This is a genomic window from Photobacterium toruni, from assembly GCF_024529955.1.
Lineage (GTDB): Bacteria > Pseudomonadota > Gammaproteobacteria > Enterobacterales > Vibrionaceae > Photobacterium > Photobacterium toruni.
Genome location: NZ_AP024855.1, coordinates 1,008,741 through 1,035,253, shown reverse-complemented (window position 1 = coordinate 1,035,253; position 26,513 = coordinate 1,008,741). Strand labels below are relative to the sequence as shown.

Sequence of the window (26,513 nt, the reverse complement as noted above, 5' to 3'; positions counted from 1 at the left end):
ATCACATTCAGCAAAAAATTTAAAAAAAACACTTGCCTTTCATGCAATACTTGAGACTATTCTAGTCACGATAATTATGGATGTAGCACAATGGATTTTTCGTCCTTAGATACGCGCCTTGATAATACGATATATAAAAATCTACGCATTGGCTTTATTTGGGCATCTAAAATTTCGTTAGTCACTTTAACGCTAATAACAATCGTTATTTGGATTGACTTTATTCATACCAAAAATAGCGATTTATTGCTAACCACCCTGCTTTTTGCCATTCAAGGGCTGCTTTTTGCATTCGGTTGGCTATTTTTTTCACATAATAAGACATTACAACATTATAAAATTATTGCTGCTATTTATGCTTTATTATTCGGAATAACATGGGGAGGGACGATAATTAATCTTAATAACTTAGGCCACGCCTATGTTATTGCCGAGATTGTCGGAAACCTCTTATTTTTGATTGCGCTACTTAGCTTTTACACATATCGAGTAGCTGTTTACCTTGCTACGCTGCCCATTCTTGCTTTTACAACTTGGTACAGTATTGAGGATCCACGGTTTAACCTACTTTTTGGGCTGACTAAATTTATTATCACTCTCATTATTATCGAATCCGGTCGACAACTACTTTTTAAATGGTTTACGACACGGACAACTCAAGAACATGATAATAAACGCTTACTTAATGAACTAGCACAATTATCTTTTACAGACCAACTAACACAAATTAATAATCGTCGTTTTTTTGATTTCGCCATCGATAAACAAATTATTAATGCTAAACATCATAATATTCCACTCTCAATCATTTTAATTGATATTGATTATTTTAAGCTTTTCAATGATAAAAATGGCCATGTCAAAGGTGATATATGCCTAAAATCGGTCGCAGCAACAATCAGCACGAGCTTACTAAGACACAATGACACCGTCTCTCGTTATGGGGGGGAAGAATTCGTTGTATTATTGCCCAATACTGATACTGATGGAGCATGCCGTGTCGCTAAGCGTATTAAACAAAACCTAGCAGCATTAGCTATTGAACATCCATGCTCTGAGATTGATAATTACGTTACGGTCAGCCAAGGAATTGCTACATGGCATATAAACCAACGACCAAATCAATTAATCGAGATTGCAGATAAGCATCTTTATAACGCCAAACGATTAGGCCGTAATCAATACTACAGCGCATAAAAATGAAAAATGTAATGGCATAATTACACTTAAATATAATGATAACGTCACTATCACAGTAATAAATTATAAATTATCTATTTTTCAACGCATCTAAGGCACAGTTAACGTCATGCCAATAATAATGACAAGACTGACTATGCCCTCTTCATCCACTATACTGCTTCTATTATTCACATTATTAGTTGCCAAAAATAGCTACGCACAACCCTTTACTTTAATGAGTTGGAACATGCAATGGCTGTCAACAAAACCAACATCACCAATTATACGATCTGCCGCAGACTATCAGGCTTTACAACAACTATTTATCACTTATTCTCCTGATATTTTGGCATTTCAAGAAGTTGATAGTACTGATGCGTTATATCAAATAATCGATCACCACCAATATCAAATATACGTTTCAGATCGCATTCATAGCCCACAAGATAGATTTAAAATAAATAACCAATATACGGGTTTTGCTGTTAAGCGTCATATCGTTGTCGATGATATAGCAGATTTATCACAATTAAGTTCACCAGCAGTCACATCAGATAATATACGACCATTTAAAAACAAACTACGTTATGGTAGCGTCATTAAAATAATTATTAATAAACAGCCCATAATAATACTCAACCTTCATCTCAAATCTGGTTGCTTTACTAATAAACAGCTTTCAAAGCAAAGAAGTAAATCATGCAAAACACTCGCACAACAGTTGTTCTTAATTAAACAATGGGTTAAGAAGAGTCAACAACACAAATCACAGTCTTTGATTATTGTTGGTGATATTAATCATCAGATCATCGATAACCAACAATTCATCGATAAAATTACAGATAACTCAACAAAAATTCATCGACTCTCTGCTGCTATTAATGCCAATTGTACCGTGAAATTAGCGACCCCAAAATATCGCTATCGTACCTACCACAAGCTAATTGATCATCTTTTTGCAACGACAAACATCACAGCTATCAGTCAGCATCAAATTCAATATAATAAACAACAACTTTCGCAGCACACACTTAGTGATCACTGCCCCTTATTATTTACGCTTTCGATTAATTTGATAGATAATACTTAACTACTCAGCAGCATAACCGCTATTATAATAGCGAACATCAGGAATAATATTATGTTTATTAAGAAGCCGATACATCGTTGCACGTGAAACACCCAAATCTTTCGCAGCAGATGCAACTTGTCCTTTGTGAGTTTCAAGCATTATCACTAACACATCTTTTTCTGCTTCATCTTTTATTGTTCGTAGACTCTGTTTAGTATTTGTTTTTTTAGGTAAATCAAAATGTTCAAGATTAACTTCATTACTGTCATTTAATAGTGAAACCCGTTTTACTTGATTAATTAATTCACGAACATTACCAGGCCAGTTATAACGTAATAATAATTGTTTTGCATCTTCACTATAGTGCATTGCTCGTGTGCTATATTCTTTAGAAAATTTTTGTAAATAATATTCAGCTAATAAAATAATATCAGCACCACGCTCTCTTAATGTAGGTACAGCAACGTGAAATACGTTTAACCGATAATAAAGTTCTTTATTAAATGTCTCATTTTTTACTGCCAGTTCTAAGTCAATGCTTGATGATGCAATAATGCGTACATCAAAGTAATCTTGATCATTTAATTTTTCATTTTCTGGTTGTTGTAAATAATTAAGTAATTTCAATTGTAATGGTTTAGATAATTCTTCTACGCTATTTAATAATACGGTGCCATTTTTAATCGTATTTTTATAGCTTGCATTCTGAAGTGGCTCTAAAAATCTCACTCGTTGATCATCTTCAGCTAATGAAGAACAATTAATTATAGTAATATCATCACTTCGACGTTTACTTAGGTTATGAATTGTCTTAGCAATAAGCTCCTTTCCAACCCCTTGCTCACCACTTAATAAAATATTAACATCAGTCATAGATACACGTTTTATCATATCTTTTAAATGCTTTATTGATTTAGACTCACCATATAATCCGATATCACATTGATGATTAGTATCAACCCAAGACGTCGATTCAATTTCCAACATTCCTAACTGATGGCCCACAGTATCTAATAATTGACTTGAGGGAATCGGGGTAGAGAAGAAATCAACACAGAAATTATTTATAAATTGGCAAATAGAATCAATTTTTAATTGTTCTTTTTTAATAAGAGCAATCCATTTAACATACTTGGTTTTATTTGCTCGTTGTGAAATGCTATTTAAACTAAAATCATTATTACTTAAATCAACAATACATACACATGGACTATATTCTTCTAATATTGCATCAGCCGTTCTCAAATCATAACAGCAATGTGTTTTCCAACCCGCTTGTTCTAATAATGCAATCCAAGGTTCATAAGTACAGCCAATGGCAACAAGACGTCCATTACTCTTCTTTTTATCATTTATAGCTACCATTAGAGTCACCTTTTAAGAAAATAGCCATGATCGATTTATATTAAAAAATATAGATAATATCAGCCTGTTTTGCATTGTATTAACATTAAGAATAGTAATAAAAATACACCATTCAAAAGTTATTAATAATACGAACACTGATATACTTGTTATATTTCATTGAATTAAAAAAGAGTTGCATAAAAAAAATCATATAATTTATTTGCTTTTTTTAAAAAATAAAAAAGACAAATTTGTATTTTATTGTTTATTTGTACAATTTACTGTTTATTAAAATGCAAATAGTTAGACATTGTTCTTATGATCTAAGATCATATTAATACAGAAAAAATCATGGATAACACAAGACGTTGCCTTATTTTTGTTTTATCCTTGCTTAAAATAACAATACGTAATAAATAGGACTACAGTATGTCTACTCCATTGGATGCAGCAATGATTGAAACGATTCAGAGTTTTGATGCAGAAAAACGTTACAAACACTTAGTAAAAGAAGTGGTTGCTAATCGTGAAATATGGATTCTCATCGATGAACATGGATGCGTAATGCTTAATACTGACGATGAAGATTGCGTACCTGTTTGGCCAAATAAAGAATTTGCAGAAGCATGGGCAACAGGCGAATGGGAAACATGTAAAGCTGAAGCTATTTCATTAAATAAATGGCATAGCCGCTGGACACATGGTTTAGAAGATGACGAACTAGCACTCGTTGTATTTCCTATTCCTGAACAAGAAGGTCTTGTTATTTATCCTGACGAACTTGATTACGAATTAAAAACATTAGCCAATAAACGTCGCTAATTAATTATATTTCAATGGGCTAGCATTTATTCTGCTAGCCTTATTTTTATGCCGTTATCTACATATAGGATCTTATGGAAACGCTCATTGAGAGAATCAAAAATACAAAAAATAATGTCAAATTTCAAGATATCATAACAGCCATTAATAATAACTATCATTATCAACCCACCCAATTCATTAATGGCCCAACAAATAATGCGGTAATTAATCTTGAGGGGACAAATGAAGGCTCATGTAAAATATTTGCGTTTGCACATTTACACCAACTCTCTAAATCTGAAACATTAGCTTGTTTCGGCACATTTTATCGTGATGATGTCATTAAGCACCCACACAATAATGATCATCAAAATATTCGTCAATTTATGATTTCAGGTCCCGCACATATTCATTTTGAGCGCTTTCCGTTAACCCTTAAAAAAGAGAAATAAAAACCACTGCTGAAATTTATTACAATGGTTTTTATCGAACTGCCCTATAAATTATAAAGGCTTTTTACAATGACTACACGTTTGTGGCGGCTTCATAAAAAAAGGAGAGCGGCTTGCCTGTCCACAACTATCGCAGAACTTTGTTGAACGAATAGTTAGTAACGTTACAGGAACTAATAAAATCAATATTGAAATCATCCATGCGGTAGGCGGTTGCATAAAAATAATAAAACCACCAATAACAACATTACTAAACACCGTATAAATCGGCCATAAACGACGTTTTTTAGCCACATCATTACCGCGTTGGAATAGCATCACACTTCCCACCGTTAAGCCTAACCAAATGACAATAAAACCAATTAATAAATTTTCCTGCATCTTCTTCCCTTAAAAATATCTCTTATCGCATTAATAGTACCCTCATTACTGTGCTGTATTCTACGCCTATTTAATTGCAGTCATTTCTGACAAAGCGCATAGACAACATAACAGCTAATGTCATGATGCCCGTTTTATGAACCATATTTACAAACAATGTAAATAAACTGTAAAAAATAATTCAAAACTATGAATATCAGCACAGTATTCAATCGTCATTCAGGGTAAAGTTACTAACATGTAAACAGATAACACATTACAACCGACATACCCACTTTTCGCTATGCCCGTTTTAGTATGTTTCGATATTGCAATTGCAATATTTTTAGGAGTTGTTTAATGAACATAAAATCTGTTTTACGTACAAGTTTTGTTCTTTTTTGTATGCTTAGCCGCACCGTTGTGGCAGCTCCAGCGATCGCTCCCGCTTTCAATACTCATGACCAATCACAAACACGCCAGACACAAGCTAGCCGTAAAGCTTTTCAGCGTGATTTAAGTGGTTTATACAGCATTCAATCATGGCGAGATGATAATCTGCGTCAGCCTTTTAACAATTTTAATGATCTTTATTTAGCATCAACTAATGCACAAGTAGAATTACAAACATTGCTACAAAGCGTTAGCCTTGCATCAACGACTGATATTGTTATTCCTAATATTAAATCAGCCCAGCGTTCACAACAAAAAATTGCAACTGAATTACATGGTGAAACAAATAGAATCACCGATATTGCACGCGGATCTATTGTTGCTAAAAATATTCCAGCATTAATTCAAGCTTATGAATTACTTGTAAAAGAGACAACGATTGTCAGTGTGAAGAATCGTTTCAAGAATCCAACGCCATCAGGTTACCGTGATTTGAACGTATTAGTTCGCTTACCTCATAGTCAAATTATTACAGAGGTTCAGCTGCACTTAGATGAAATATCAACAATTAAAAATGGTCCAGAACACGATCTTTATGAAAAAATTCAGCATATTGAACGTCTAGCACAGCAACAACAGCGCCCATTATCTGAATTTGAAACAGCACAAATTAATCAACTACGTCAACAATCTCACCAGCTATATCACACTGCATGGCTAGGTTACTTACAGCCACAAGCAGCATAACTGTCAGACTCAAATAAAGAATAAAGCCCGTGATGATATTCATTAATTGCGGGCTTAGTTGTTTATTTAGCAACCGCCCACCCACTTCCATTCACAATCATGTTATCTTCTACTCAACATAATAATAAAGATGACAGTATGCACCAACCTGATATTTTAGCGACAATCAGAAGCTTTACCGCTATTGAGCAAGCACTTGATTATTTCGATATTGGTTATGATAGCCAATTTATTAACATTAACCGCATACAGCTCATTAAACGATTTAATGGTTATTTAATTATAGAAAAACCAAATGATTGGTTTGCAGCTCGTAGAGCATTAAAGAATGCTTATTGCCGAGTACAACGTTCACAATTAGATAAAACCACAAGCCGAGCTTGCCGTGGTTGCACCAGCTGTCAAAGACGGTAAAGTAATGTGTTAATTAAAATGCTCCAAACCATCAAATACTATTTCAAAACGTCAAAATCATTTATTGAAAAAATACCACATAAGAATAATGTAACTTATTGATAAAACTAATCAATATCACCATGGTGTTTATTTTTTGTTATTACGAATGCACTTATTTGTTTTTTATTGTTTACACGTCTGCTATTGACAATATTATTTGTTTGACCATCATCATGGTTACACTAATTTACTTTCAATTTGCCTAATTTATCATCGTGAAAACGTTTTCAATCTTCTATTATCCTTCGCCATATAAATGGATGCTTTCCAATATGGAGATAGATAATGGTCACAATTTTTAGTCTTGTAATTATATTCCTTGTAGGTCTATTGATTTACAAGAAATACAACCCACAAACAACATTACTGCTAGGCGGTATTATAATGATGGCTGCGGCTATTATTTTTAGTACAGGTACGCCACTTCCTGAAAATATCTCAAGCGGTAATCAATGGCTTGATATCTTTACATTCCTAAAAAATACAACGGCAAAAACAGTCGGTACGCTTGGGCTTATCATCATGGCCGTAGGCGGTTTTGCTAAATATATGGATCACATCGGTGCATCACGTGCGTTGGTTAATATTGCAATTAAACCATTAGGCTACTTTAAAGCACCTTATTTTGTTATGGCTCTGGGTTATATCATGGGTCAGATTCTGAATATCTTTATTCCAAGTGCATCAGGTCTTGGACTGCTATTGATGGTGACTCTTTACCCTATTTTAGTACGTCTTGGGGTAAGTAAAATGTCTGGGGTTGCAGTTATCGCAACAGCCGCTTGTTTAGATTTAGGCCCGGCATCTGGTAACGTAAATTTAGCCGCACGTACTGCTAATGTTCCCGTAACTGAATATTTCATTACTTACCAGTTACCTGTTGCAATCGTAACAATGATAACTATCGCCACGCTACATTTTTTTGTACAACAATGGTTTGATCGTCGCGCTACAGCGAATGATATTGTTGAACTACAAACGGAAGAAGTTCAAGTCGCGCCACCAGCATGGTATGCACTATTACCTATTATACCTCTAGCACTGATCATGATCTTTAGCCCGATGGCTATCGCAACAGTAAAAATTGATGTCGTTACTGCAATGTTTATTTCGATTGCTGTTGCAATGGTATGTGAAGGTATTCGTCATGGCGCTAAACCTATCTTTAAAGATATTTTGGTTTATTTCGATAGCATGGGAAAACAATTTGCACGAGTTGTAACGCTGGTTATTGCCGGTCAAGTGTTTGCACATGGTATGAAAGTCATTGGCTTGCTTGATACTGTCATTAACTTTGCTATTAATGCTTCTGTATCACCTGCATTAATGATCATATTAATGGTAATTATTATTACTTTTGCCGCAATTTTAATGGGATCAGGCAATGCACCATTCTTCTCATTTGCAGCGATGGTGCCAGATATTGCTAATAAAGTCGGTGTTAATGCTGTTGTTATGTTGATGCCAATGCAATTAGCATCAGGTATTGCACGTTCAATGTCGCCGATTACAGGTGCAATTGTTGCTGTTGCAGGTGTTGCTGATGTGTCACCTTTTGAATTAGTGAAACGTACCGCGATTCCAATGATTGGTGCGCTGATTGTTTCAACTGCAATGTCACTGATTTTAGGCTTATAATTTATTGCCATATAAAGAAAACCCCGTTAGTTATTATAATGATAAGTAACTATACGGGGTTTTTATTGTCTCTTATTTATACTGACAACTAAGTTTATACCGACAAATAAGGTTAGATGCGTTCCCAAGGACCATTTGCATTGCCGGGTTTGTCACCTTTAGTCCACCATTTCGCGCGGTAATTATTACCATCAAAGATAACCTCATCACCACCAGTATACGTTTTCGATGCCGACCACCCGCCAACTTCACCAGTCTCTTCTTCTACCCATACCGATGATGTTCCAGGAGTTTCACCTTTAGTCCACCACTGTGCAGTATATGTAATACCGTTATAAACCACGGTATCGCCACTGTTATAGATACTATCGGCATTCCACGTATCACCTACAGTACCACCCTCTGCTTTTACATTAACAACAACTGTTTGTTGAGTAGATGCTTGACCATCAGAAACAGTAATTACGACATTAATAGCAGTATCTGTTGTCACCGTAGGTGCGGTGACAGTAATATTAGCTCCTGTTGCCGTAACCACTACCTGCCCAGTTGACGCCGAATAAGTGAGCATATCACCGTCAGCATCCGTTGCAGTTACTGCAATAACAACATTTTGACCACTTTCAACATCGACGGTTGCAGGTACCGTTAGCTCTGGTGCTGTATTTTCAATAACACCAGAGCCCTTCACATTAACAACCACAGACTTAGTTGCACTCTTGCGCCCATCAGTCACTTTAACCACTACAGATGCCACTATATCTGTTGCTGTATTTGGTGCAGTATAAGTAATGGTTGCTGTGCCATCGCCATTATCTGTTACTTGTGCTTCTACCGAGCTAAAACTTAATCTGTCACCCTCAGCATCAGTGGCTGAAACACTAAAACTGATAGTCTCGCCAGCAACTACAGATTGAGCACTTGGTACTGTTAATTCTGGTGCAGCATTTGGTGTTGTATCAGCACTAAAGACATCATCAATCGCTTCAGCTAGCGGCGAACTTAATTTAGTACACTCTTTTAACTTACTACCATGGTTAATAAAAGTACCTTCACACTGAATATCACCGTGTACTTGCCATACAATCACGCCACCTAAGTCATTATCAACAATGTACTGTGCTTTCTTTTTAATCGAAGGCACATCATCATAACTTAAGAAATATTTACCTTTCACGGCATAAGGGACTTCTGCATTTGCATCCCACTTATGTTCCCAGCCTGACGTTTTAACAATGTAGTTATAGTTCGGTGAACCTTCAAATTCTTTCCAGTTATCAACATCAACAGCACTCAATAGCGGACCATCAACAGACATATTATAAATACGCTTATCTGTTGGCGCACCTAAGTAAGCCTCAGCTTCGGTCGTTTGTACACCTCGACCATAAAATGCAGCACCAAAGTTGATTTTCTCTGATGGAATGCCTTTTTCTGCCATCCAAATACGTAATGTGTCTAGATCGAGTCCAGCATATTCTTCTTCTGGATATGGATATAATGGCGCATTATGCCCCGTTACATTTGACCATGCACCATTAAGGTCATAGGTCATCATATTAAAGTAATCCATTGATTTAACGAGGCGTGGCCAATTAAAGCCTTCGAGCTTAGCCGTAGATGCCGAAAATGCTGCGGTTAATAGTTTATCAGGGCCAATACGCTTACGAATATCTTCCATTAGTTGTTCAAAGTTAGCAAAATCCGCTGGATCTCCAGCAAAATTCATTCCACCAAACCCAGGATATTCCCAATCGATATCAATACCATGAAAACCTAATGCCATTAACTTATCTAAATCATTAAGGAAACGGGCCTTTTTAACAGGATCTGCTGCCATTTCGGGAAAGTGTTTAGACATACTCCAGCCACCTAACGACGCCATAACCTTAACGCCTTTTTGGTTAGCAAGATCAATCAGACCTGGTGCCCCCCCCTCTTTTTTAAGTGGAATCGGCATATTTCCTTCAATGCCTGTTGGCTTATGACGCCAACCATTACCACTTTTAACAAAACCCTGTGCTTTTACTTTTGCAGCATTTTCAGCATCCCATGGCTCATCAACGGGGAACTGGTGAATATATTCCAATTCACCCCACAAAATATGGAAATCCCAGCTTGAATAAACATCAGGGTGTAATAATGAACCTGGCTCTTGCACGCTACCTGGCTTATAAATTTGTTTATTTCGTAAATCACCACTGTGTAACGTACCGTCTTTCGCAACACCAAAAAATGAGAAATTAAGAATAGAGTAAATATCCATATCTACGTTTAAATGCGTCGCTTCACCTTTAACCGAAAAACCCGCATTAGTACCTTTCCATGCTTCCCACTGCGTTAAATAACCAATTACATTTTTATCATGAGTCGGTGCGGCTTGTACTTGAGATGCCGTACTTGCTAATAAAAAACCAGCAATAATGGCTGCAATGTTCGTTTTATTAAATCCCTTTTCCATTTTGTGCTCCACGTTATGATGAATAGCTAATTGCTATATCAGTTTTTATACGTTCAACTGATTTTATAACGATCAATAATGATGTCTGTCATTAACAATCTAGGCACAGTGTGAGTGATCTTTTTTAGTTTAGCGAAAAAAATTCATATTTTTAGGCTCAATAGCTAACATTAATGCAACAACAAGATCGAGTGACATCAATTTTTAGCCACTATATTCAAAAAAAAGTATAAATGGGCAGGCTAAATAAATAAAAAAACAGAGATAATATTTATATAAAAATATCATTCTATCGCTGATAGGATATTTTTTAGGACAATATTTGTGTAAATACACGCAAAAAAAAAGCGAATCGCATAGAACGATTCACTTACACTATTAACCACAATGGTAACAATATTATTATTAACGAATAAATTTATTATAGATAAACAATAGGATAAATGCACCTAATGTGGCCGTTACAATACTGCCTAGATTTACACCGTTAGCATGGCCAAGACCAATAAACTTACCTACAAAACCACCAACAAAAGCACCACCAATACCCAGTGCCATGGTTACAATCCAGCCACCACCATCTTCACCTGGCATTAACCATTTAGCTAATGCGCCAGCAATTAAACCTAAAATAATCCAAGATAAAATGCCCATGTTCTTTCCTCAATTGGCTAATTTTTCACTATTAAAAGAGTTAATGTGATTATGGTATAAATAGACATATATCACACTATTGAGTTCAATAAAAATTACATATCCATAGAGATAACTCATAAGTCATACCACTTGATAGTGATTTTCTAGCTTGTACATCCTCATATCAAGTAAACTACAATCTACTCACTAAGAATTAATAACACTTATTTTTCACGTTATAGAAAGAGAGAATGACACTTAATGAAATACCAATGGATTTTATTTGATGCTGATGAAACATTGTTTCATTTTGATGCCTTTCGCGGCCTTCAACTGATGTTTTCACGTCATAATGTTACCTTTACCCCCGCTGATTTCGAATGTTATGAAACCATTAATAGACCATTATGGGTTGATTATCAAAATGGTAAAATTTCAGCAACGGAGTTACAAAATATTCGCTTTAAATCATGGGCTACAACGCTTTCGTTATCCACAGAGCAGCTTAATCATGATTTCTTAATGGCAATGGCGGATATTTGTACTCCATTAAAAGGGGCCAAAACATTGCTAGAAGCATTAAAGCCACAGGTAAAACTCGGTATTATTACTAATGGATTTACTGCACTACAAGAAATACGTTTGCAACGTACAGATTTTAAAAAATTTTTTGATGTCTTGATTATCTCAGAGCAAGTGGGTGTCGCTAAACCTGATATTCGTATTTTTGATTATGCTTGCCAAAAAATGAACATGACTCAACGTCAAGATATTCTTATGGTTGGTGATAATCCTCAGTCTGATATTTTAGGTGGAATCAATGCTGGTATGGATACGTGTTGGCTTAATATCGATCAAAAGCCACAACCAGAAGGTATTAATCCTACTTATACCGTCTCTTCATTAACAGAATTACAAACATTGCTACTTAGTGAATAATATTTTATAAACAGCTGAATTATATTATGGCTATAATTCAGCTGTTTATATTGCATTCAGTTAATTAATATTAAAAAAATATCCTTACCATGCTTTACAAGCGTCTCAATTCCGATTAAGTTTGAGCCTCATTTTTATTTAGAGCGTATAAGCTATGTCTCAGAACATTAACAACAATCAGGATGCTACAACCATAGCAACCTTACAGATTGCTTGTACGCTAAACTCTGTCGTCGTCGTCATTCTCTGACGCTGACGGTTAACTTATTCGTCAGTAACGCTGGCGGATATGAATTTCACTTCTAAATTATCTCTTCCAGCATACTGACTCAGATTGTTTTATTTGAATTAAGGTATGTCATTTGAAAAGAAAAGAACTTGCAGCTATCGGTTTTATGACCTTTGCATTATTTCTCGGCGCTGGTAACTTAATATTCCCGCCCCTGATGGCACAACAAGCAGGTGAAAACTGGCTTATAGCTATTGCTGGATTTTTATTAACCGCAGTTGGTTTACCGGCATTAACACTCGTTGTTCTTGGTCGTTTATCTTCTGCTGATAAATTAACAGCAGCGTTACCTAAATGGATGGATCGCTCATTTTGGTTTTTAGTATTAACAACGCTTGGGCCCGCTTTTGTTTTACCTCGTGCTGTTACTGTTGCTTATGAAATGGGAATCAAACCGTTTTATTCTGGCAATGGATTAATGATTTTCTCTGCTATTTTTTGTGCTCTCACATTAGTACTTGCTTTAAAGCCAGGGAAACTCGTTGATTATATTGGTAAAGTAATGACACCCGCACTAATTGCAATGCTTGCATTACTGGCGATTTCAGCGATTATTAATCCACTAGGCTCACCAACAACGGCAATTGATACTTACCGTCAGGCTCCAACTGTGAATGGGCTGATTCAAGGTTACATGACATTAGATGCTATTGCTGCAGTCGCTTTTGGTTGGGTTATCATTCAAACTATTCGTAATACTGGCGTAAAATGCAATAAAGCCATTTCTTACTACACTCTTCGCATTGCTCTAATTTACGCATTTCTTATGTCGCTTTGTTACCTTGCTATGGGATATTTAGGCGCGACTTCTTCTGATATTGCACCACAAGCTACCAATGGTGGTGAAATCTTAACTCGTTATGCTGCAGGAGAGTTTGGAACATTAGGCCAACTACTATTAGCAACCATAACTTTAATGGCTTGTTTAACCACAACCGTTGGCTTAACCAATGCTAACGGCGAATATTATAAGAATACCTATGGCGTAAAATTCAAAGTAAGTGCCACCGTTATTATGCTATTAACGGCTATTATTTCTAACGTCGGTTTAGAAACAATTATTCAAGTAAGCCTACCTGCTATTTTGATTTTATGCCCAATTTCAATTTCGTTAATTATCTCAACCTTTTTTATTCGTAATAACTCAACACCAGAGCGACGTCACATCTCGATAAGTCAGACCACGGTTGTGATCGTAGCAACATTATTTGGCAGTATTGATGCATTAAACATTTTAGGTAAATTACCGACGGCAATAGCCTCATTAGCTGAACACTGGTTACCGTTATTTAGTTCACATGCATCTTGGTTAGTCCCAGTCGCTATCACTATTTTTATGAGTAAATTATGTACTCGCAACTCTACAATTCATAATAATGTCGCCATAAGCTAGCATTAGCGCAATGACAATGATCTTAGGGCTAGAGAATATCTAGTCCTAAGCATTAAGCATTAAGCATTAAGCATTAAGCATTAAGCATTAAGCATTAAGCATTAAGCATTAAGCATTAAGCATTAAGCATTAAGCATTAAGCATTAAGCATTAAGCATTAAGCATTAAGCATTAAGCATTAAGCATTAAGCATTAAGCATTAAGCATTAAGCATTAAGCATTTTAAACGTAAAAAAACGACAATTAACAACATAATTAATCAAAGCTGTTACGAAAACTCGATATATATACACGATAATCAACCAACCATTTAATATTAAACACTTTAATCATATTATTTTTACAACCATTAAAAAAAAGTTGAAGAAAGTTATTTACAACACTAAGTTTTCTTTATATTTTTAACCTGTAATTCATATATTCATTAATAGAAGTTGTTAAATTATGCATTCAACCCAGTTTGAACATAGAACACAAAAACAGTTAGCATCGATGATAGCGGTTAACGCTTGGATTGATGTTACTTCTATGACGATAAAAAAAATGTCTCGAATTATTTCCGCTTTTATCCTAGTGATTATTCGCTAGGCTGGCGGGCAAGCTTCCGTCAGCCATGCTGATGGGAGATAGTTTCAACTCTTCATATCATCTTTCAGCAAACCTGCGGAATTATTATTAAACAAAGCAACAGCAATATAAGACTTATACCTTTGAGTTATTAATTACTGTTCGACATTCACAACAATGCAGGTATAACATTTGAAAACACAAGACTTACTCGCTATCGGTCTAATGACCTTCGCCCTATTTCTAGGTGCTGGTAACTTAATCTTTCCGCCCGCGATGGGCTTAGATGCTGGTACATCATTAACTTCAGCTATGAGTGGTTTTTTAGTCACCGCTGTTGGCCTGCCTGCTTTTACTATTATTGTGCTTGGCCGTATTGGTAGCACCAAAAACCTAACTAAAGCACTGCCTAAATGGTTAGCCACCACTTTTTGGGTACTACTATTTACCGCTATTGGTCCAGCATTTGGTATGCCACGTGCCGTTACCGTTGCTTATGAAATGGGATTAAAACCTTTTTTCAAAGCGGATCATCTCGTTGCGTTTTCTATTATATTCTCTGCTTTAACGCTATTTTTAGCATTTAAACCAGGTAACTTAGTCAGTTACATTGGTAAGGTAATGACACCTGCCCTTATTTTATTATTAGCCGGATTAGGGCTAGCAGCTTTCTTTTCTCCTCTTGGTCTACCTGCTGCACCTTATGGTGACTATCAGCACAGCGCCGTTACCAGTGGTTTGATCCAAGGTTACATGACCATGGATGCTATCGCAGCAGTTGGTTTTGGTTGGGTTATCATTCAAGCAATTAAAGAGAAAGGTGTTGTTTCACAAAAAGGTATCGCAAATATCTCGTTTAAAGTTGCGATGATCTATTTTGTATTAATGGGCGGTTGCTATATTGCAATGGGTTATGTTGGCGCAACATCAACATCTATTGCAACTCATGGTATGAATGGCAGTATGATCCTAACGCGTTATGTTGCCGGTGAGTTTGGGGCTTATGGTCAATGGTTACTCGCAGCAATTATTATCATGGCATGTTTAACAACCACAGTAGGTTTAACCAATGCATGTGCTGAATATTATCAACAAACATTTAAGGCCTCATTTGGGTTTACTGCAACAATTATTGTGGTATTAACCGGTATTATTGCCAACTTTGGTCTTAATGATATTTTAAAAATTAGTTTACCTGCGATCTTAGTCTTATGCCCAGTCGCGATAGCACTAGTGTTAGCATCATTAACTGCTTCAGCTATTAATGTTTCAACCTTAACTCACACATCAGTCTTAGTAACCGCGATGGTATTTGGTGCTATTGATGCCGTTAGTATTTTAGGTAAAATGCCAGCAGATCTTAATCAATTCTTTAATGATGCATTACCATTATATCAAGCACATGCAAGTTGGTTATTACCAACATTATTGATCTTATTTATGACAACAATAATGGCTCGCTTACCTATTATTGCACGTAAGTTTAATATTGTTGATTATCGTCTTGATTCAGTAACAAACAATTAGTTCGATAAAACATAATGATAATTGGGGTTATCTATACCTGCTTTAAACGGACGATGAATGAATAATGCATAAAAAAGCCTCTTACAGCTTCAATAAATGAAGGGCTGTAAGAGGCTTTTTATTACACAAAGATCACATGATCTTATTCAGGTAAACGCTCACCTGTCATGAATGCGTGTAAAATCTCAGGGGTTAATTCACCCGCTTCTTCTAAACGCTTAAGTTCTGCCACAATTTTCTTTTGATCATCAATCGATGGAATCGGCAATTCTGGCTCTTTTTCATAATCATCAGGTAACGATATATTAAGATCGTGCATGGTAAACCCTTGGTTATTTAAAACAAATTAATACTTTGGCGATTATACACTGAAAATCAGCCAGAGGTCAGCTTTACCACATTGTAATGATTTGAATTACAATGATGCTTGATGTTGAGCAATTAATCGATCCATCGTTTCTTGTGCGCGTAATTGAGCATGTTCAAATGTCTCTTCTTGGCTCATCGGTTCTACCACTTCATAATAACATTTCAATTTAGGCTCAGTACCTGAAGGACGTACAACAACACGCGCACCATCTTCTAAGTGATAAATTAAAACATCGCTAATCGGTAAATCAATTGCTTCTACAGAACCATCAGCAAAAGTACGCAATGATGTTTTAAAATCTTCTGTACTATTAATCGCTAACTCTGCAATCGCTTGTGGTGGCATTGCCCGTAATGAATCGCCTATTGGTGCTGCTGTTGGATCAAGTGCAATACTGCGCTGCGCATTAATATATAAACCATATTCGCGATAAATGGCTTCTAACTGATCCCAAACGGTTTGCCCTCTCGCAGTAAGTTCTGCGGTTAATTGTGCAAAAGCAACTAATGCGGAGAGTCCATCTTTATCCCATACTGTCGAACCAATGGTGTAGCCTAATGCTTCTTCGTAAGCAAATAAGAATTGATTAGCATCAGTTTGGCGAGCCATTGCGACATTAGTAAGCCATTTAAAACCCGTTAGCGTTTGATAATATTGCGCACTAAGTGCTGCTGCAATTTTACCTAGCAAGGTTGATGAAACAATCGTATTACCGACTAAACTTGTCGATGCTTGCGCATGACTCAGTAAATAATAACCAAATAATGTTCCCACTTGATCGCCGGTTAACATCTGATATTCACCATCAGAACGACGAGCAGCAACAGCAAAACGATCGGCATCAGGATCATTTGCACACGCTAAAATAGCGTCATGTTGTTTTGCTTCTGCAATAACAAGATCCATCGCTCCAGGTTCTTCTGGATTTGGAAATTTAACCGTTGGAAAAGCACCATCAGGCTCTCGTTGCGCAGCTACACTATAAACATGGGTAAAACCAGCATCAGCAAGCAGTGTTTCAGCCATCTCAGCACCCACGCCATGCATCGCAGTATACGCAAGACCAATCGCTTGTGGATTATGATGATTATTTAATAGTGGTGTCGCGTTTATAGCTTGGCGATAATCTTGATAATAGCCATCATCGAGCCAAACCAATAAGCCTTTCTCCTCTGCTTCGGCTAAATCCATAAGATGTAATTCAGATTGGGTCGCTTTATCAATTTCGGCCGCAATACCGGCATCATGAGGCGGAATAATCTGTGCACCATTATTCCAATACACTTTAAAACCATTATAAGCTGGCGGGTTATGGCTCGCCGTAACAACAACAGCCGCAGCAGTATGTAAATGTTTAACACCAAAAGCGACAATAGGTGTCGCTGCTACTTTAGTCGTAAGATAAACTTTAATACCTTGGGCCGTTAACACTGCCGCGGTATCATGAGCAAATTGACGAGAATCGGGACGACCATCATAACCAATCACGACCCCTTTATATGCGGCGTCGTTATTCGTTTGAAGAAGATATTGACCAAGCCCAGTCGCCGTTTCTTGAATCACAAGTCGATTCATTCGGTTTGGCCCAGCACCAACAACTCCACGTAAACCTGCAGTACCAAATGCTAATCGTCCATTAAAGCGATCAGCTAGTTCTGCAAGTGCATTATCAGCAACTAATTGTTGTAATTCTTGGCATGATTTAGGATCTGGATCACGTTGTAACCAACGTATTATTTCATTATTCATTGTTATTATCCTAGTATGTTTATCATCATCACAACCAATAGTAATGGCTGAACTATTTTGATATCGACAGACACTACTATCGTTCGCTATTTATCATTACCATCGCTATAGCAATACAAATGATAAATACTCTCATTAAGATATTCCCTATTGAATTAAATTACAACTCTCTTGAAATAACATTTAATAAGTAAACAATGCCTTTATCTATCGCTATTACTGTTTTCGCGCACACCTTTAAAACAGTAATACCAAAAACATCCTCTTGCCAAATATTTTAAATGTAAAAAAAGCCTCAAAAAGAGGCTTTTTCATATTGCGGGGGATTTACCACATCAAATCATCAGGAATAACGAAATCTGCATACGGATCATCTTCATCAACAATACTGTCATCAACTACGTTATTAAGTACAATTGATTCTTGATCACGTAAAGCAATTTTATCCGCAACCGTCGCGGGAATAACTTCATAACCATCAAGATAACGAGCAATAGCAAGACGGCCATTAACAAGCTGTTTTTGCATTAACTTATCAACGTAAATTTTCTTAACCGTAGTACCGTCAGTAAAGTTATAACCAATATCACCGTTATTACGATCTAAGCGGTTCATTTCAATTAATTGTTTTACTTGTGAGATAAAGGCTTTTTGTAGTGCATCTTCATCTCGTTGACGATTGAGTGCTTTGTCTTTCTCAAGTTGAGAGACACGATTTTCCTCAACAGCAGCCTTTGCTTCTTTCGCTTGTGTGCGTGATTTCTTTGTTGTCTTACCGGCTTTTTTTAGCTTTTTCTTATCGATAAGACCTGCTTTTAGCATTTGCTCTTGTAGGCTTAGCTTTGCCATTGAAACTCCATCAATTATTCATTGCGATGAGTGATTATGTCACTCATTAATTTATAGCTATCATTATCTCTGTTTGGTCTAAAATAGGTCAAGCGTTGTCATTATAATTATTATCGATAAAAATGGATAAACCACTATTAAATACCGTTAAGCTCACTCTATATTATATGCGTTGAAAATCATAAACTGATCCTAATTTTAAAATATGAGTAAGCTCATCTAATGCGGTCTGAGACTGTAATAACAATGATGGATCAGCAAAATCAGCCTCTACTAATCGATCCCGATAATGTAAATGAATCCATGCTTGTAGTTGTTTAAATAATGAATCAGTCAATAATACTGCAGGATTAACCGCTTGCTGTTCTTCAACAGTTAATACCACTCTTAAACGCAAACATGCTGGACCACCACCATTTTGCATACTCTGGCTTAAATCAAATAAATCAACACGATTAATACCGAGGTTCGATTGCAATAACTGCTGAATATATTGCCATACTCGCGAATTATCCTGACACTGTTGCGGTAAAATTAAACTAACATCACCATTAGGCAACGTCACTAATTGTGAATTAAATAAGTAACTACTGATAGCATCACTGATACTTACGAGATCATCAGGTACTTCTATAATGGAAAAATTAGCCCCCATTTTCATATGGAGTTGCTGATAGAGATCAGCTTTATTTAAAAAAGCCTGTTGGTGACAAAATAACGTTTGCTGATTTCCAACCGCAATCACATCATTATGAAACACACCTTGATCAATTAATAACGGATTCTGTTGAGCCATCACAACCTGCTGCGGATCTAATTGATGTAATCGTGCAATAGCCGCACTCGCCTCATAGGTTTGTCGAGCGGGATATTGCGTTAGTGCCTGTTGCTGTTGATCAAAACCATAGCCGCCAAAAACAAACATTTCGACACCTTGATTTCCATACTGATCACAAAAACGCGTATGGTTAGCTGCCCCCTCATCTCCTAACTGTGCAGATGCAGGTAATGGCTGGTGATGACAAAAATGACGATCATCATTAAACATTGCAGCCAAAATACGCGCTGTTGTTTGATGCTCAATAGAACGATGGAAGTGGCTCACTAAATTAGCCGGCGTAAAATGTATCCGTCGATCATTTGTGTCTGCTGATGGTGAGACGGTTGCAGCATTAGCAGCCCACATGCTTGATGCTGAATAACAACTGGTTAATAGCTGAGGTGCATGTTGTGATGCTTGTTGTAACACACAACGATCACTGCCACTAAAACCTAATCGACGTAATATCTTGATCTCAGGCCGCATTTGAGGCGCAATAACACCTTGAATTAATCCTAAATTAGCTAGCGCATACATTTTCTCTAGCCCTTGTAATGCCGCATGCTTAGGGTTTGATACTTGGTGTTTATAAGTTACAGAAGCAATATTGCCTACAGATAAACCACTGTAGTTATGTGTAGGCCCTACTAACCCATCAAAATTAGCCTCATATGCCATTATCGATGCCCTCCATGCCTAATCTAAAGTGTGTACTATTATTATAGCTCGCACCAATTAAATTAATTTCAGTCTCCATTAAGGCGACTGGTTTACCATCATTCTAGAGAATAGTTAGCGGTGCTTTCACTATAAAACGCTACACTTTATAAAAATCACAAAAAAACACCATTTAATTATTGCGTAATAGCATCAACATCCTTTAAAATTAACTCATCCGATGAGTTTTATAAGTATTTGTTATAAAAAATACCCGTTGTACTACTGTGAATAATAGCTACAATGCTCAGCCCCAAACCAAAGCATGGCATTTCAAACTAAGGTTTTGCTCTATGAAAGTAAAAGTGGTCGATTTTATCAAACGTAAGCGTGAGGTGTTATCACATCACCAGTTTGAATTTAAAGACTGGCTATCACCATCAATTCGCGATTACTGGATCGAATTTCTCAATAAAGCCAACAGCAGTCACTTTGCAACTTGGGTAAAAGATCACAATCTTGTATCGATCTCTAATGGCGAGACAGTATCTGAACCGATTGAGATTGAAATGCATCCAGAAGCAGCCAAAGTCATGAATGAACTCACAGCATCGTTAGGTGAAGAGATTCATGTTGGTGAATGGCTAACCGTTGATCAATTACGTATCAATAATTTTGCCAATGTCACAGACGATCATCAATGGATCCATACAGATCCTCAAAAAGCCGCAGCAGAATCACCTTTTAAAACAACCATTGCACATGGTTTTTTAACGCTTTCACTCCTCTCTGTATTAACAGACAGTGTTGATCCTGCAAGCCCCAAATTTCCATCGGCAAAAATGACTGTAAATTATGGCTTAAATCAAGTTCGATTCCCTTATCCTGTTAAAGCAGGGGTTAACATTCGTGCTAGAACAAAAATTCAATCTGTAACCCCTATTAAACGTGGTTTAGAAATAGTGCAAGAGATCACTATTGAAATCGAAGGCTGCCGTCGTCCTGCCTGTGTTGCTGAGTCAGTCATGCGCCTTTATTTTTAGTTAGCAGCTAGTTCACATGCTATTTATTTAAAAAAAGCCGATCCGTCGGCTTTTTCTTTATTGGCATTAAATTTAAGAAAAAAAGCAAAAAATCACTACTTTGATGATGTTATCCATTTCAGATTGCATGGATTTAACAGCCTAAAACCTAACTTTTCATTAATAGCGGTTTACCTCTAGAAGAAGACTGGTATGGTAGCCGAACATTTTTTGGCTGGGTATCATTATGAACAAGTGGATTAAATTCATTCCCCTCATTTTATTGATTGGCTATTTCATCACTTATGATGTCTTTAACCAAACAAGTCAACCAACACCAACAGAACAAACAACAAATAATCAGTAACAAATCTCATTATGATAATTTTTTCAGATCATAAATAGATTAGAGGTAGCATGGTAATCAATCCATGCTCTTACTAATTTAGCATTAACTACACCTATCTATCACTGCTCGTTTTTCATATATTCTTCGATAATTATCTGCATATACTCTGTTACCTGCTCATCCTATTTACGTCTTTACTTCACCTATGTATTTGTAAAATAACAAATAGTAACCTTACCTTGCAATTATCGTTATTTGCATCTCAAAATTGTGATGCTATTCTTAATTTACGATCTAGAAAGCACTAAGATTCTCTAGGCAAGTCATAATTAAGAACATGTTACCAAATCACATTTGTTCCAGTTTATAGGATGTGATTTGGTTTTTTTTATCAATGAACATTAATAATTTTCCTCGCCGCTATTGACTGCTTTACCTCTTTTAAATGACAAGGTAAATTCATTGCATCCACATTTAGTCAGGTATGCATGATGTCTTCAAAAATTAGAGTTCTGATCTCAGACTCAACCAATCCATGGTTCAATCTTGCTGTTGAAGATGCTATTTTTCGCACAATGTCTCCTCAACAACGGGTGTTATTCTTATGGCGCAATGACAATACAGTTGTTATTGGACGAGCACAAAACCCATGGAAAGAATGTAATACACTAAAAATGGAACAAGATGGTATTACGCTTGCTCGCCGTCAAAGTGGTGGTGGTGCTGTCTTTCATGATCTTGGCAATACTAATTTCACCTTTATGGCTGGCAAACCTGATTACAATAAAACGGTATCAACTGATATCGTGTTGGCCGCATTAAAACAGCTAGGTATTAATAGTAAAGCAACGGGCCGTAATGACTTAGTTGTTGAAGATAATGAAGGCGAGCGTAAGTTTTCGGGATCTGCTTACCGTGAAACCATGGATCGTGGTTTCCATCATGGTACCTTATTATTAAGTGCCGATTTAACACGATTAGCAAACTACCTTAATCCTGATAAAAAGAAACTGGCTGCAAAAGGGATCACTTCTGTTCGTTCACGCGTGACAAACCTTAATCAAATTATTGCAAATATTGATCATAAAATGGTCTGTGATGCCATTATTAAAACGTTCTGTGGTTATTATAATGATCATGTTGAAGCTGAACATATCTCACCACAAGCCTTACCAGAATTAACTGGTTTTAATGATACCTTTGCTAAATTTAGTCGGTGGGAGTGGAATTTTGGTAATACACCTCAGTTCACACACAGCTTAGATGAACGTTTTACTTGGGGGGGAGTCGAACTACATCTTGATATTAATAAAGGTGTAATTACAGAGGTAAAACTATTTACTGACAGCCTAGATCCTGCGCCATTAGAACTATTAGAGCAACGATTACTTAATCTATCTTATAATACTGCGGCTATCACAACAGCCATCAGTAATTTAATCATTGAATATCCATACTATAATGATGTTTTGATGGATATAGATAAATGGTTACAAACTACAATTAATTAATATTATTAGAATTACAATAAAAGAGTAGTTGCATCAATATAATAACAAGACCGCGTTAATCGTCGGTCTTGTTATCAAAAAATAGCCTTTATTATTCCTTTTTATCACTACAATCATCACAACACGGATTTATCATTCTTTCTTGGCAATTGTATGGCTCAATATGAATAATAATATCAACCACTTCATTTAAGTTTTTTAATAAATGTGTTTTAAAATTTTCAGTAATATTATGAGCACGTTCAACACTCATTTCAGGATCAACCAACAAATGGAAGTCTAACAAAATTGTACTTCCTGTACGGCGACTTCTTATTTCATGCACTTCTTTAATATCTTTATCTTCAGCAGCATATGCTTGAATTTGTTTTTCAATATCAAAATCAGCTTGTGCTTCGGTTAACTCTAAAATAGCTGGCCATAAAATTTCAAAAGACGCTTTTAATATCATTACTGTTACGATTAATGCTGCAATTTGGTCTAAATAGTGAAAACTAGGAAAGAAATAATTTGCAATCACAGCAATAGCAACAGGCAATGAACTCAATGCATCAGAACGGTGGTGCCAAGCATTTGCATATAAAGCACGACTATTAATACTTTTCGCCTGAATGGCAGTCCAACGATAAAGTACCTCTTTAACAATAATAGATGCTATAGCAGCACTAAATGCTAACATTCCAGGTTGTGAATGTGCTTGTGTACTGATTGAATGAAGTGAATCCCAGCCGATACCGAGACCAACAATGGCTAAAATAAAACCAATAAAGATATTGGTTAACGTTTCAAAACGTCCATGCCCATACGGATGCTCTTTATCCGCAGGTGCTGTCCAATAACGCGATCCAATCAAAATAGCAGTATCGGTCACCAAGTCAGAAAAACTGTGTACACCATCGGCAATAAGTGCCTGACTGCCCGTCAGTTTACCGATGGTAATTTTTATAAATGCTAAAGCAATATTTGCAATAGACCCGACCCAGGTAACCTTCTGAATTAACTTAACGGCCTTTTTAGACATAACGCCCCATAAAATAGAAAAAATGGTAGCGATTATAATAACGAATTTAACTCACAAAATATGATCTTTTTTACCAGTATCGCTACTTTCCTTTGTAACTTTCAATAGCCTGATAACAATGACAATTAATCGTATGATCATTTACCATTCCTACCGCTTGCATAAAAGCATAGCAGGTTATATTCCCCATAAATTTAAATCCATGCCGTTTTAGAAATTGGCTCAAGGCAAGTGATGTCGAGGTGGTAATCGGCACATATTTCGTAGAGGGCCAATGATTAATTAAAGGTTCATTGTTGACAAATTGCCACAATGGAATGGCTAAACTGCCATACTGATGCTGAAGTGCTTTTGCTGCGCGTGCATTCGTAAATACTGAACGTAGCTTACCGCGATGCCGAACAACATCATAGCATTCAATAATTACTGATATACGTGATTCAATTTCTTGATCAGTATAAGTGGCAAGTTTATCAATATCATAATTTTCAAATGCATCCCGATACCCTATACGCTTTTTTAAAATAGTATACCAATTAAGCCCTGCCTGAGCGCCCTCTAATGTGAGAAACTCAAATAAATAACGATCATCTTTATTCGGTTTACCCCATTCATTATCATGATATTGATGCTCTAAATTCGAATGAGAAGCCCAAAAACACAATCTATTAGAATCTGTCATATCAACCTTAAATAATTATAATCAACATTTAAAAAATATTTTTTAACATATACAGATTTAATCAATAAGTATATCTAAGGATATCTCTCTTTAATATTAAGATATTTTAATATAAGTTATTCGCAAGCATCATTATTACCTAAAAATACTTATCAACATCACATTATCTACATTTACTATAAATATGTTTTTTTAGTTTGGTTTATTTACGGCATACTAATGACGTCTATAGCATAGATCGATTCATTAAGGGATTAAATATGAAAAATATTGCGGAATTCATCGCACAAATAGAAAACGAAAAATGCACATATAATGCTTGGGTATATGCAAAGGAAGGATGCTATAAACAACTAAGTAGTAGTAATACTACAAATTGCTATTCATACCTTAGAGAAATGACTGAATACCATTTACAAATTGTTGTTGAGTTAAACAATAATAAATCAGACAATTATTTATTATTGTCTGAAATAAATGTTGCGACTCATATTATATTTAACGATCAAAAAGTAACTGCCATTGCTGCATAATAATACGTATGAATAATAAAAAATTAGGCTAGTTTGACCTTCATAAAAAACAGATCGTAATGATCTGTTTTTTTTGCCAGAACCATTTGAGTATATTTTATCATTTGAATCATTAAACTAACAGTTACATATGCTTCTTGTTGGTTATAATAGACATTCTTTAATTATAAAACAAACATAAATTTATAAAATGGTGATGTACGTCAAAACCTTAGCGTGTCTTTGATAAATTATATAGCAATATCTCTTTCCCAACCTCACAAGCAGAGTAGCCTTGCTGCCATCCGTCGCTAAAACGGCTTGATGTACTGTTTAAGGTTACATCTTGCGTATAGCTATATCCCACCACTTGAGCTTTTGCTAACGCTGAGTCACATCCTTGGTTGTAGCCATAATGATAAAGACTATCATATTCAGTAGTATTCACATATTGATCGGGTAAAAAACGCATATCACCATTATTGGTGTGAGTACAACCAACCAGTAATAGCACAGTACTACATACTGAAATTATATTTTTTTGCATGCTATCTCCTTCCACCATGCTTTATTTAACTTATTTCAGTCTAGCAATAAATTGCATTTTTCACTGAAAATAAACGCGTCTCTTTGAGCCAATTCAAAAAAAAACCGCTAACATCACTGTTAGCGGCTTATTACTTATCATTAACAATATCACATTAACGA

24 protein-coding genes are annotated in these 26,513 nt (G+C 36.0%); 13 read left to right on the top strand and 11 right to left on the bottom strand.

What is annotated here, in order from left to right:
• Positions 1-90 precede the first annotated feature (90 nt).
• On the top strand, positions 91-1,197 hold the full coding sequence (locus tag OC457_RS18780; protein ID WP_080173868.1) for a GGDEF domain-containing protein: 1,107 nt from the start codon (positions 91-93) through the stop codon (positions 1,195-1,197).
• A 232-nt stretch (positions 1,198-1,429) separates the two neighbouring features.
• Positions 1,430-2,272 (top strand): endonuclease/exonuclease/phosphatase family protein, encoded by an 843-nt coding sequence (locus OC457_RS18775; protein WP_262054081.1) that lies wholly within the window; start codon positions 1,430-1,432, stop codon positions 2,270-2,272.
• Here the strand turns inward: OC457_RS18775 and OC457_RS18770 are convergent, their stop codons facing one another.
• Entirely contained in the window at positions 2,273-3,619 is a 1,347-nt protein-coding gene (locus OC457_RS18770; protein WP_080173870.1) for a sigma-54-dependent transcriptional regulator, read from the bottom strand. It abuts the gene before it with no gap.
• A 411-nt stretch (positions 3,620-4,030) separates the two neighbouring features.
• Between OC457_RS18770 and OC457_RS18765 the strand changes: the two genes are divergently transcribed.
• The gene (locus OC457_RS18765) at positions 4,031-4,423 is read left to right on the top strand and encodes a DUF2750 domain-containing protein (RefSeq protein ID WP_045036460.1); all 393 of its coding nucleotides are present in this window, start codon (positions 4,031-4,033) and stop codon (positions 4,421-4,423) included.
• Between the two features lie 74 nt (positions 4,424-4,497).
• Positions 4,498-4,857, top strand: coding sequence for a HopJ type III effector protein (locus OC457_RS18760; protein ID WP_080173871.1), 360 nt, complete (start codon positions 4,498-4,500; stop codon positions 4,855-4,857).
• Positions 4,858-4,908: 51 nt separating this feature from the next.
• On the opposite strand, the gene OC457_RS18755 is transcribed toward OC457_RS18760, so the two are convergent.
• Positions 4,909-5,238 (bottom strand): hypothetical protein, encoded by a 330-nt coding sequence (locus OC457_RS18755; protein WP_080173872.1) that lies wholly within the window; start codon positions 5,236-5,238, stop codon positions 4,909-4,911.
• Between the two features lie 339 nt (positions 5,239-5,577).
• On the opposite strand from OC457_RS18755, the gene OC457_RS18750 reads away from it, so the two are divergent.
• The 3 genes from OC457_RS18750 to dcuC all read left to right on the top strand — a co-directional run bounded on the left by OC457_RS18750 (position 5,578) and on the right by dcuC (position 8,451).
• On the top strand, positions 5,578-6,357 hold the full coding sequence (locus OC457_RS18750; RefSeq protein ID WP_080173873.1) for a RelA/SpoT domain-containing protein: 780 nt from the start codon (positions 5,578-5,580) through the stop codon (positions 6,355-6,357).
• 138 nt (positions 6,358-6,495) lie between these two features.
• Positions 6,496-6,771: a nitrogenase-stabilizing/protective protein NifW gene (locus tag OC457_RS18745; protein WP_080173874.1), complete on the top strand. Its 276-nt coding sequence runs from the start codon at positions 6,496-6,498 to the stop codon at positions 6,769-6,771.
• Positions 6,772-7,098: 327 nt separating this feature from the next.
• Positions 7,099-8,451 (top strand): C4-dicarboxylate transporter DcuC, encoded by a 1,353-nt coding sequence (gene dcuC, locus OC457_RS18740; protein WP_080173875.1) that lies wholly within the window; start codon positions 7,099-7,101, stop codon positions 8,449-8,451.
• A 112-nt stretch (positions 8,452-8,563) separates the two neighbouring features.
• Here dcuC and OC457_RS18735 read toward each other — a convergent pair whose 3' ends face one another.
• Both OC457_RS18735 and OC457_RS18730 read right to left on the bottom strand, forming a co-directional pair.
• Entirely contained in the window at positions 8,564-10,912 is a 2,349-nt protein-coding gene (locus tag OC457_RS18735) for a glycosyl hydrolase family 18 protein (protein ID WP_080173876.1), read from the bottom strand.
• A 405-nt stretch (positions 10,913-11,317) separates the two neighbouring features.
• Positions 11,318-11,566: a GlsB/YeaQ/YmgE family stress response membrane protein gene (locus OC457_RS18730; protein ID WP_080173877.1), complete on the bottom strand. Its 249-nt coding sequence runs from the start codon at positions 11,564-11,566 to the stop codon at positions 11,318-11,320.
• 243 nt (positions 11,567-11,809) lie between these two features.
• Here OC457_RS18730 and yjjG point away from each other — a divergent pair, with 243 nt between their 5' ends.
• The 3 genes from yjjG to brnQ (OC457_RS18715) all read left to right on the top strand — a co-directional run bounded on the left by yjjG (position 11,810) and on the right by brnQ (OC457_RS18715) (position 16,263).
• The gene (gene yjjG, locus OC457_RS18725) at positions 11,810-12,487 is read left to right on the top strand and encodes a pyrimidine 5'-nucleotidase (RefSeq protein ID WP_080173878.1); all 678 of its coding nucleotides are present in this window, start codon (positions 11,810-11,812) and stop codon (positions 12,485-12,487) included.
• Between the two features lie 362 nt (positions 12,488-12,849).
• Complete coding sequence (brnQ, locus tag OC457_RS18720) at positions 12,850-14,169, top strand: branched-chain amino acid transport system II carrier protein (RefSeq protein WP_080173879.1); 1,320 nt, start codon at positions 12,850-12,852, stop codon at positions 14,167-14,169.
• A 759-nt stretch (positions 14,170-14,928) separates the two neighbouring features.
• Positions 14,929-16,263 carry a branched-chain amino acid transport system II carrier protein gene (gene brnQ, locus OC457_RS18715; protein WP_080173880.1) on the top strand — a complete coding sequence of 445 codons (1,335 nt, stop codon included), beginning with the start codon at positions 14,929-14,931 and terminating at the stop codon, positions 16,261-16,263.
• Positions 16,264-16,405: 142 nt separating this feature from the next.
• On the opposite strand, the gene OC457_RS18710 is transcribed toward brnQ (OC457_RS18715), so the two are convergent.
• The 4 genes from OC457_RS18710 to astB form a co-directional block, all read right to left on the bottom strand.
• On the bottom strand, positions 16,406-16,582 hold the full coding sequence (locus tag OC457_RS18710) for an ATPase (RefSeq protein ID WP_080155695.1): 177 nt from the start codon (positions 16,580-16,582) through the stop codon (positions 16,406-16,408).
• A gap of 96 nt (positions 16,583-16,678) precedes the next feature.
• On the bottom strand, positions 16,679-18,382 hold the full coding sequence (locus OC457_RS18705) for a phospho-sugar mutase (RefSeq protein ID WP_080173881.1): 1,704 nt from the start codon (positions 18,380-18,382) through the stop codon (positions 16,679-16,681).
• Between the two features lie 327 nt (positions 18,383-18,709).
• The gene (locus OC457_RS18700; RefSeq protein WP_080173882.1) at positions 18,710-19,231 is read right to left on the bottom strand and encodes a DUF2058 domain-containing protein; all 522 of its coding nucleotides are present in this window, start codon (positions 19,229-19,231) and stop codon (positions 18,710-18,712) included.
• Positions 19,232-19,394: 163 nt separating this feature from the next.
• Positions 19,395-20,732: an N-succinylarginine dihydrolase gene (astB, locus tag OC457_RS18695; RefSeq protein ID WP_080173883.1), complete on the bottom strand. Its 1,338-nt coding sequence runs from the start codon at positions 20,730-20,732 to the stop codon at positions 19,395-19,397.
• A 329-nt stretch (positions 20,733-21,061) separates the two neighbouring features.
• Between astB and OC457_RS18690 the strand changes: the two genes are divergently transcribed.
• Entirely contained in the window at positions 21,062-21,751 is a 690-nt protein-coding gene (locus tag OC457_RS18690) for a MaoC family dehydratase (protein WP_080173884.1), read from the top strand.
• An 819-nt stretch (positions 21,752-22,570) separates the two neighbouring features.
• The gene (locus OC457_RS18685; protein ID WP_080173885.1) at positions 22,571-23,590 is read left to right on the top strand and encodes a lipoate--protein ligase; all 1,020 of its coding nucleotides are present in this window, start codon (positions 22,571-22,573) and stop codon (positions 23,588-23,590) included.
• Positions 23,591-23,681: 91 nt separating this feature from the next.
• Here OC457_RS18685 and OC457_RS18680 read toward each other — a convergent pair whose 3' ends face one another.
• Together OC457_RS18680 and OC457_RS18675 are read right to left on the bottom strand one after the other, a co-directional pair.
• Positions 23,682-24,611, bottom strand: coding sequence for a cation diffusion facilitator family transporter (locus tag OC457_RS18680; RefSeq protein WP_080173886.1), 930 nt, complete (start codon positions 24,609-24,611; stop codon positions 23,682-23,684).
• A gap of 82 nt (positions 24,612-24,693) precedes the next feature.
• Positions 24,694-25,293: a DNA-3-methyladenine glycosylase I gene (locus tag OC457_RS18675; RefSeq protein ID WP_080173887.1), complete on the bottom strand. Its 600-nt coding sequence runs from the start codon at positions 25,291-25,293 to the stop codon at positions 24,694-24,696.
• 260 nt (positions 25,294-25,553) lie between these two features.
• Between OC457_RS18675 and OC457_RS18670 the strand changes: the two genes are divergently transcribed.
• Positions 25,554-25,826 (top strand): hypothetical protein, encoded by a 273-nt coding sequence (locus OC457_RS18670; RefSeq protein WP_080173888.1) that lies wholly within the window; start codon positions 25,554-25,556, stop codon positions 25,824-25,826.
• Between the two features lie 211 nt (positions 25,827-26,037).
• On the opposite strand, the gene OC457_RS18665 is transcribed toward OC457_RS18670, so the two are convergent.
• Positions 26,038-26,352 carry a hypothetical protein gene (locus OC457_RS18665; RefSeq protein WP_080173889.1) on the bottom strand — a complete coding sequence of 105 codons (315 nt, stop codon included), beginning with the start codon at positions 26,350-26,352 and terminating at the stop codon, positions 26,038-26,040.
• Positions 26,353-26,513 lie beyond the last annotated feature (161 nt).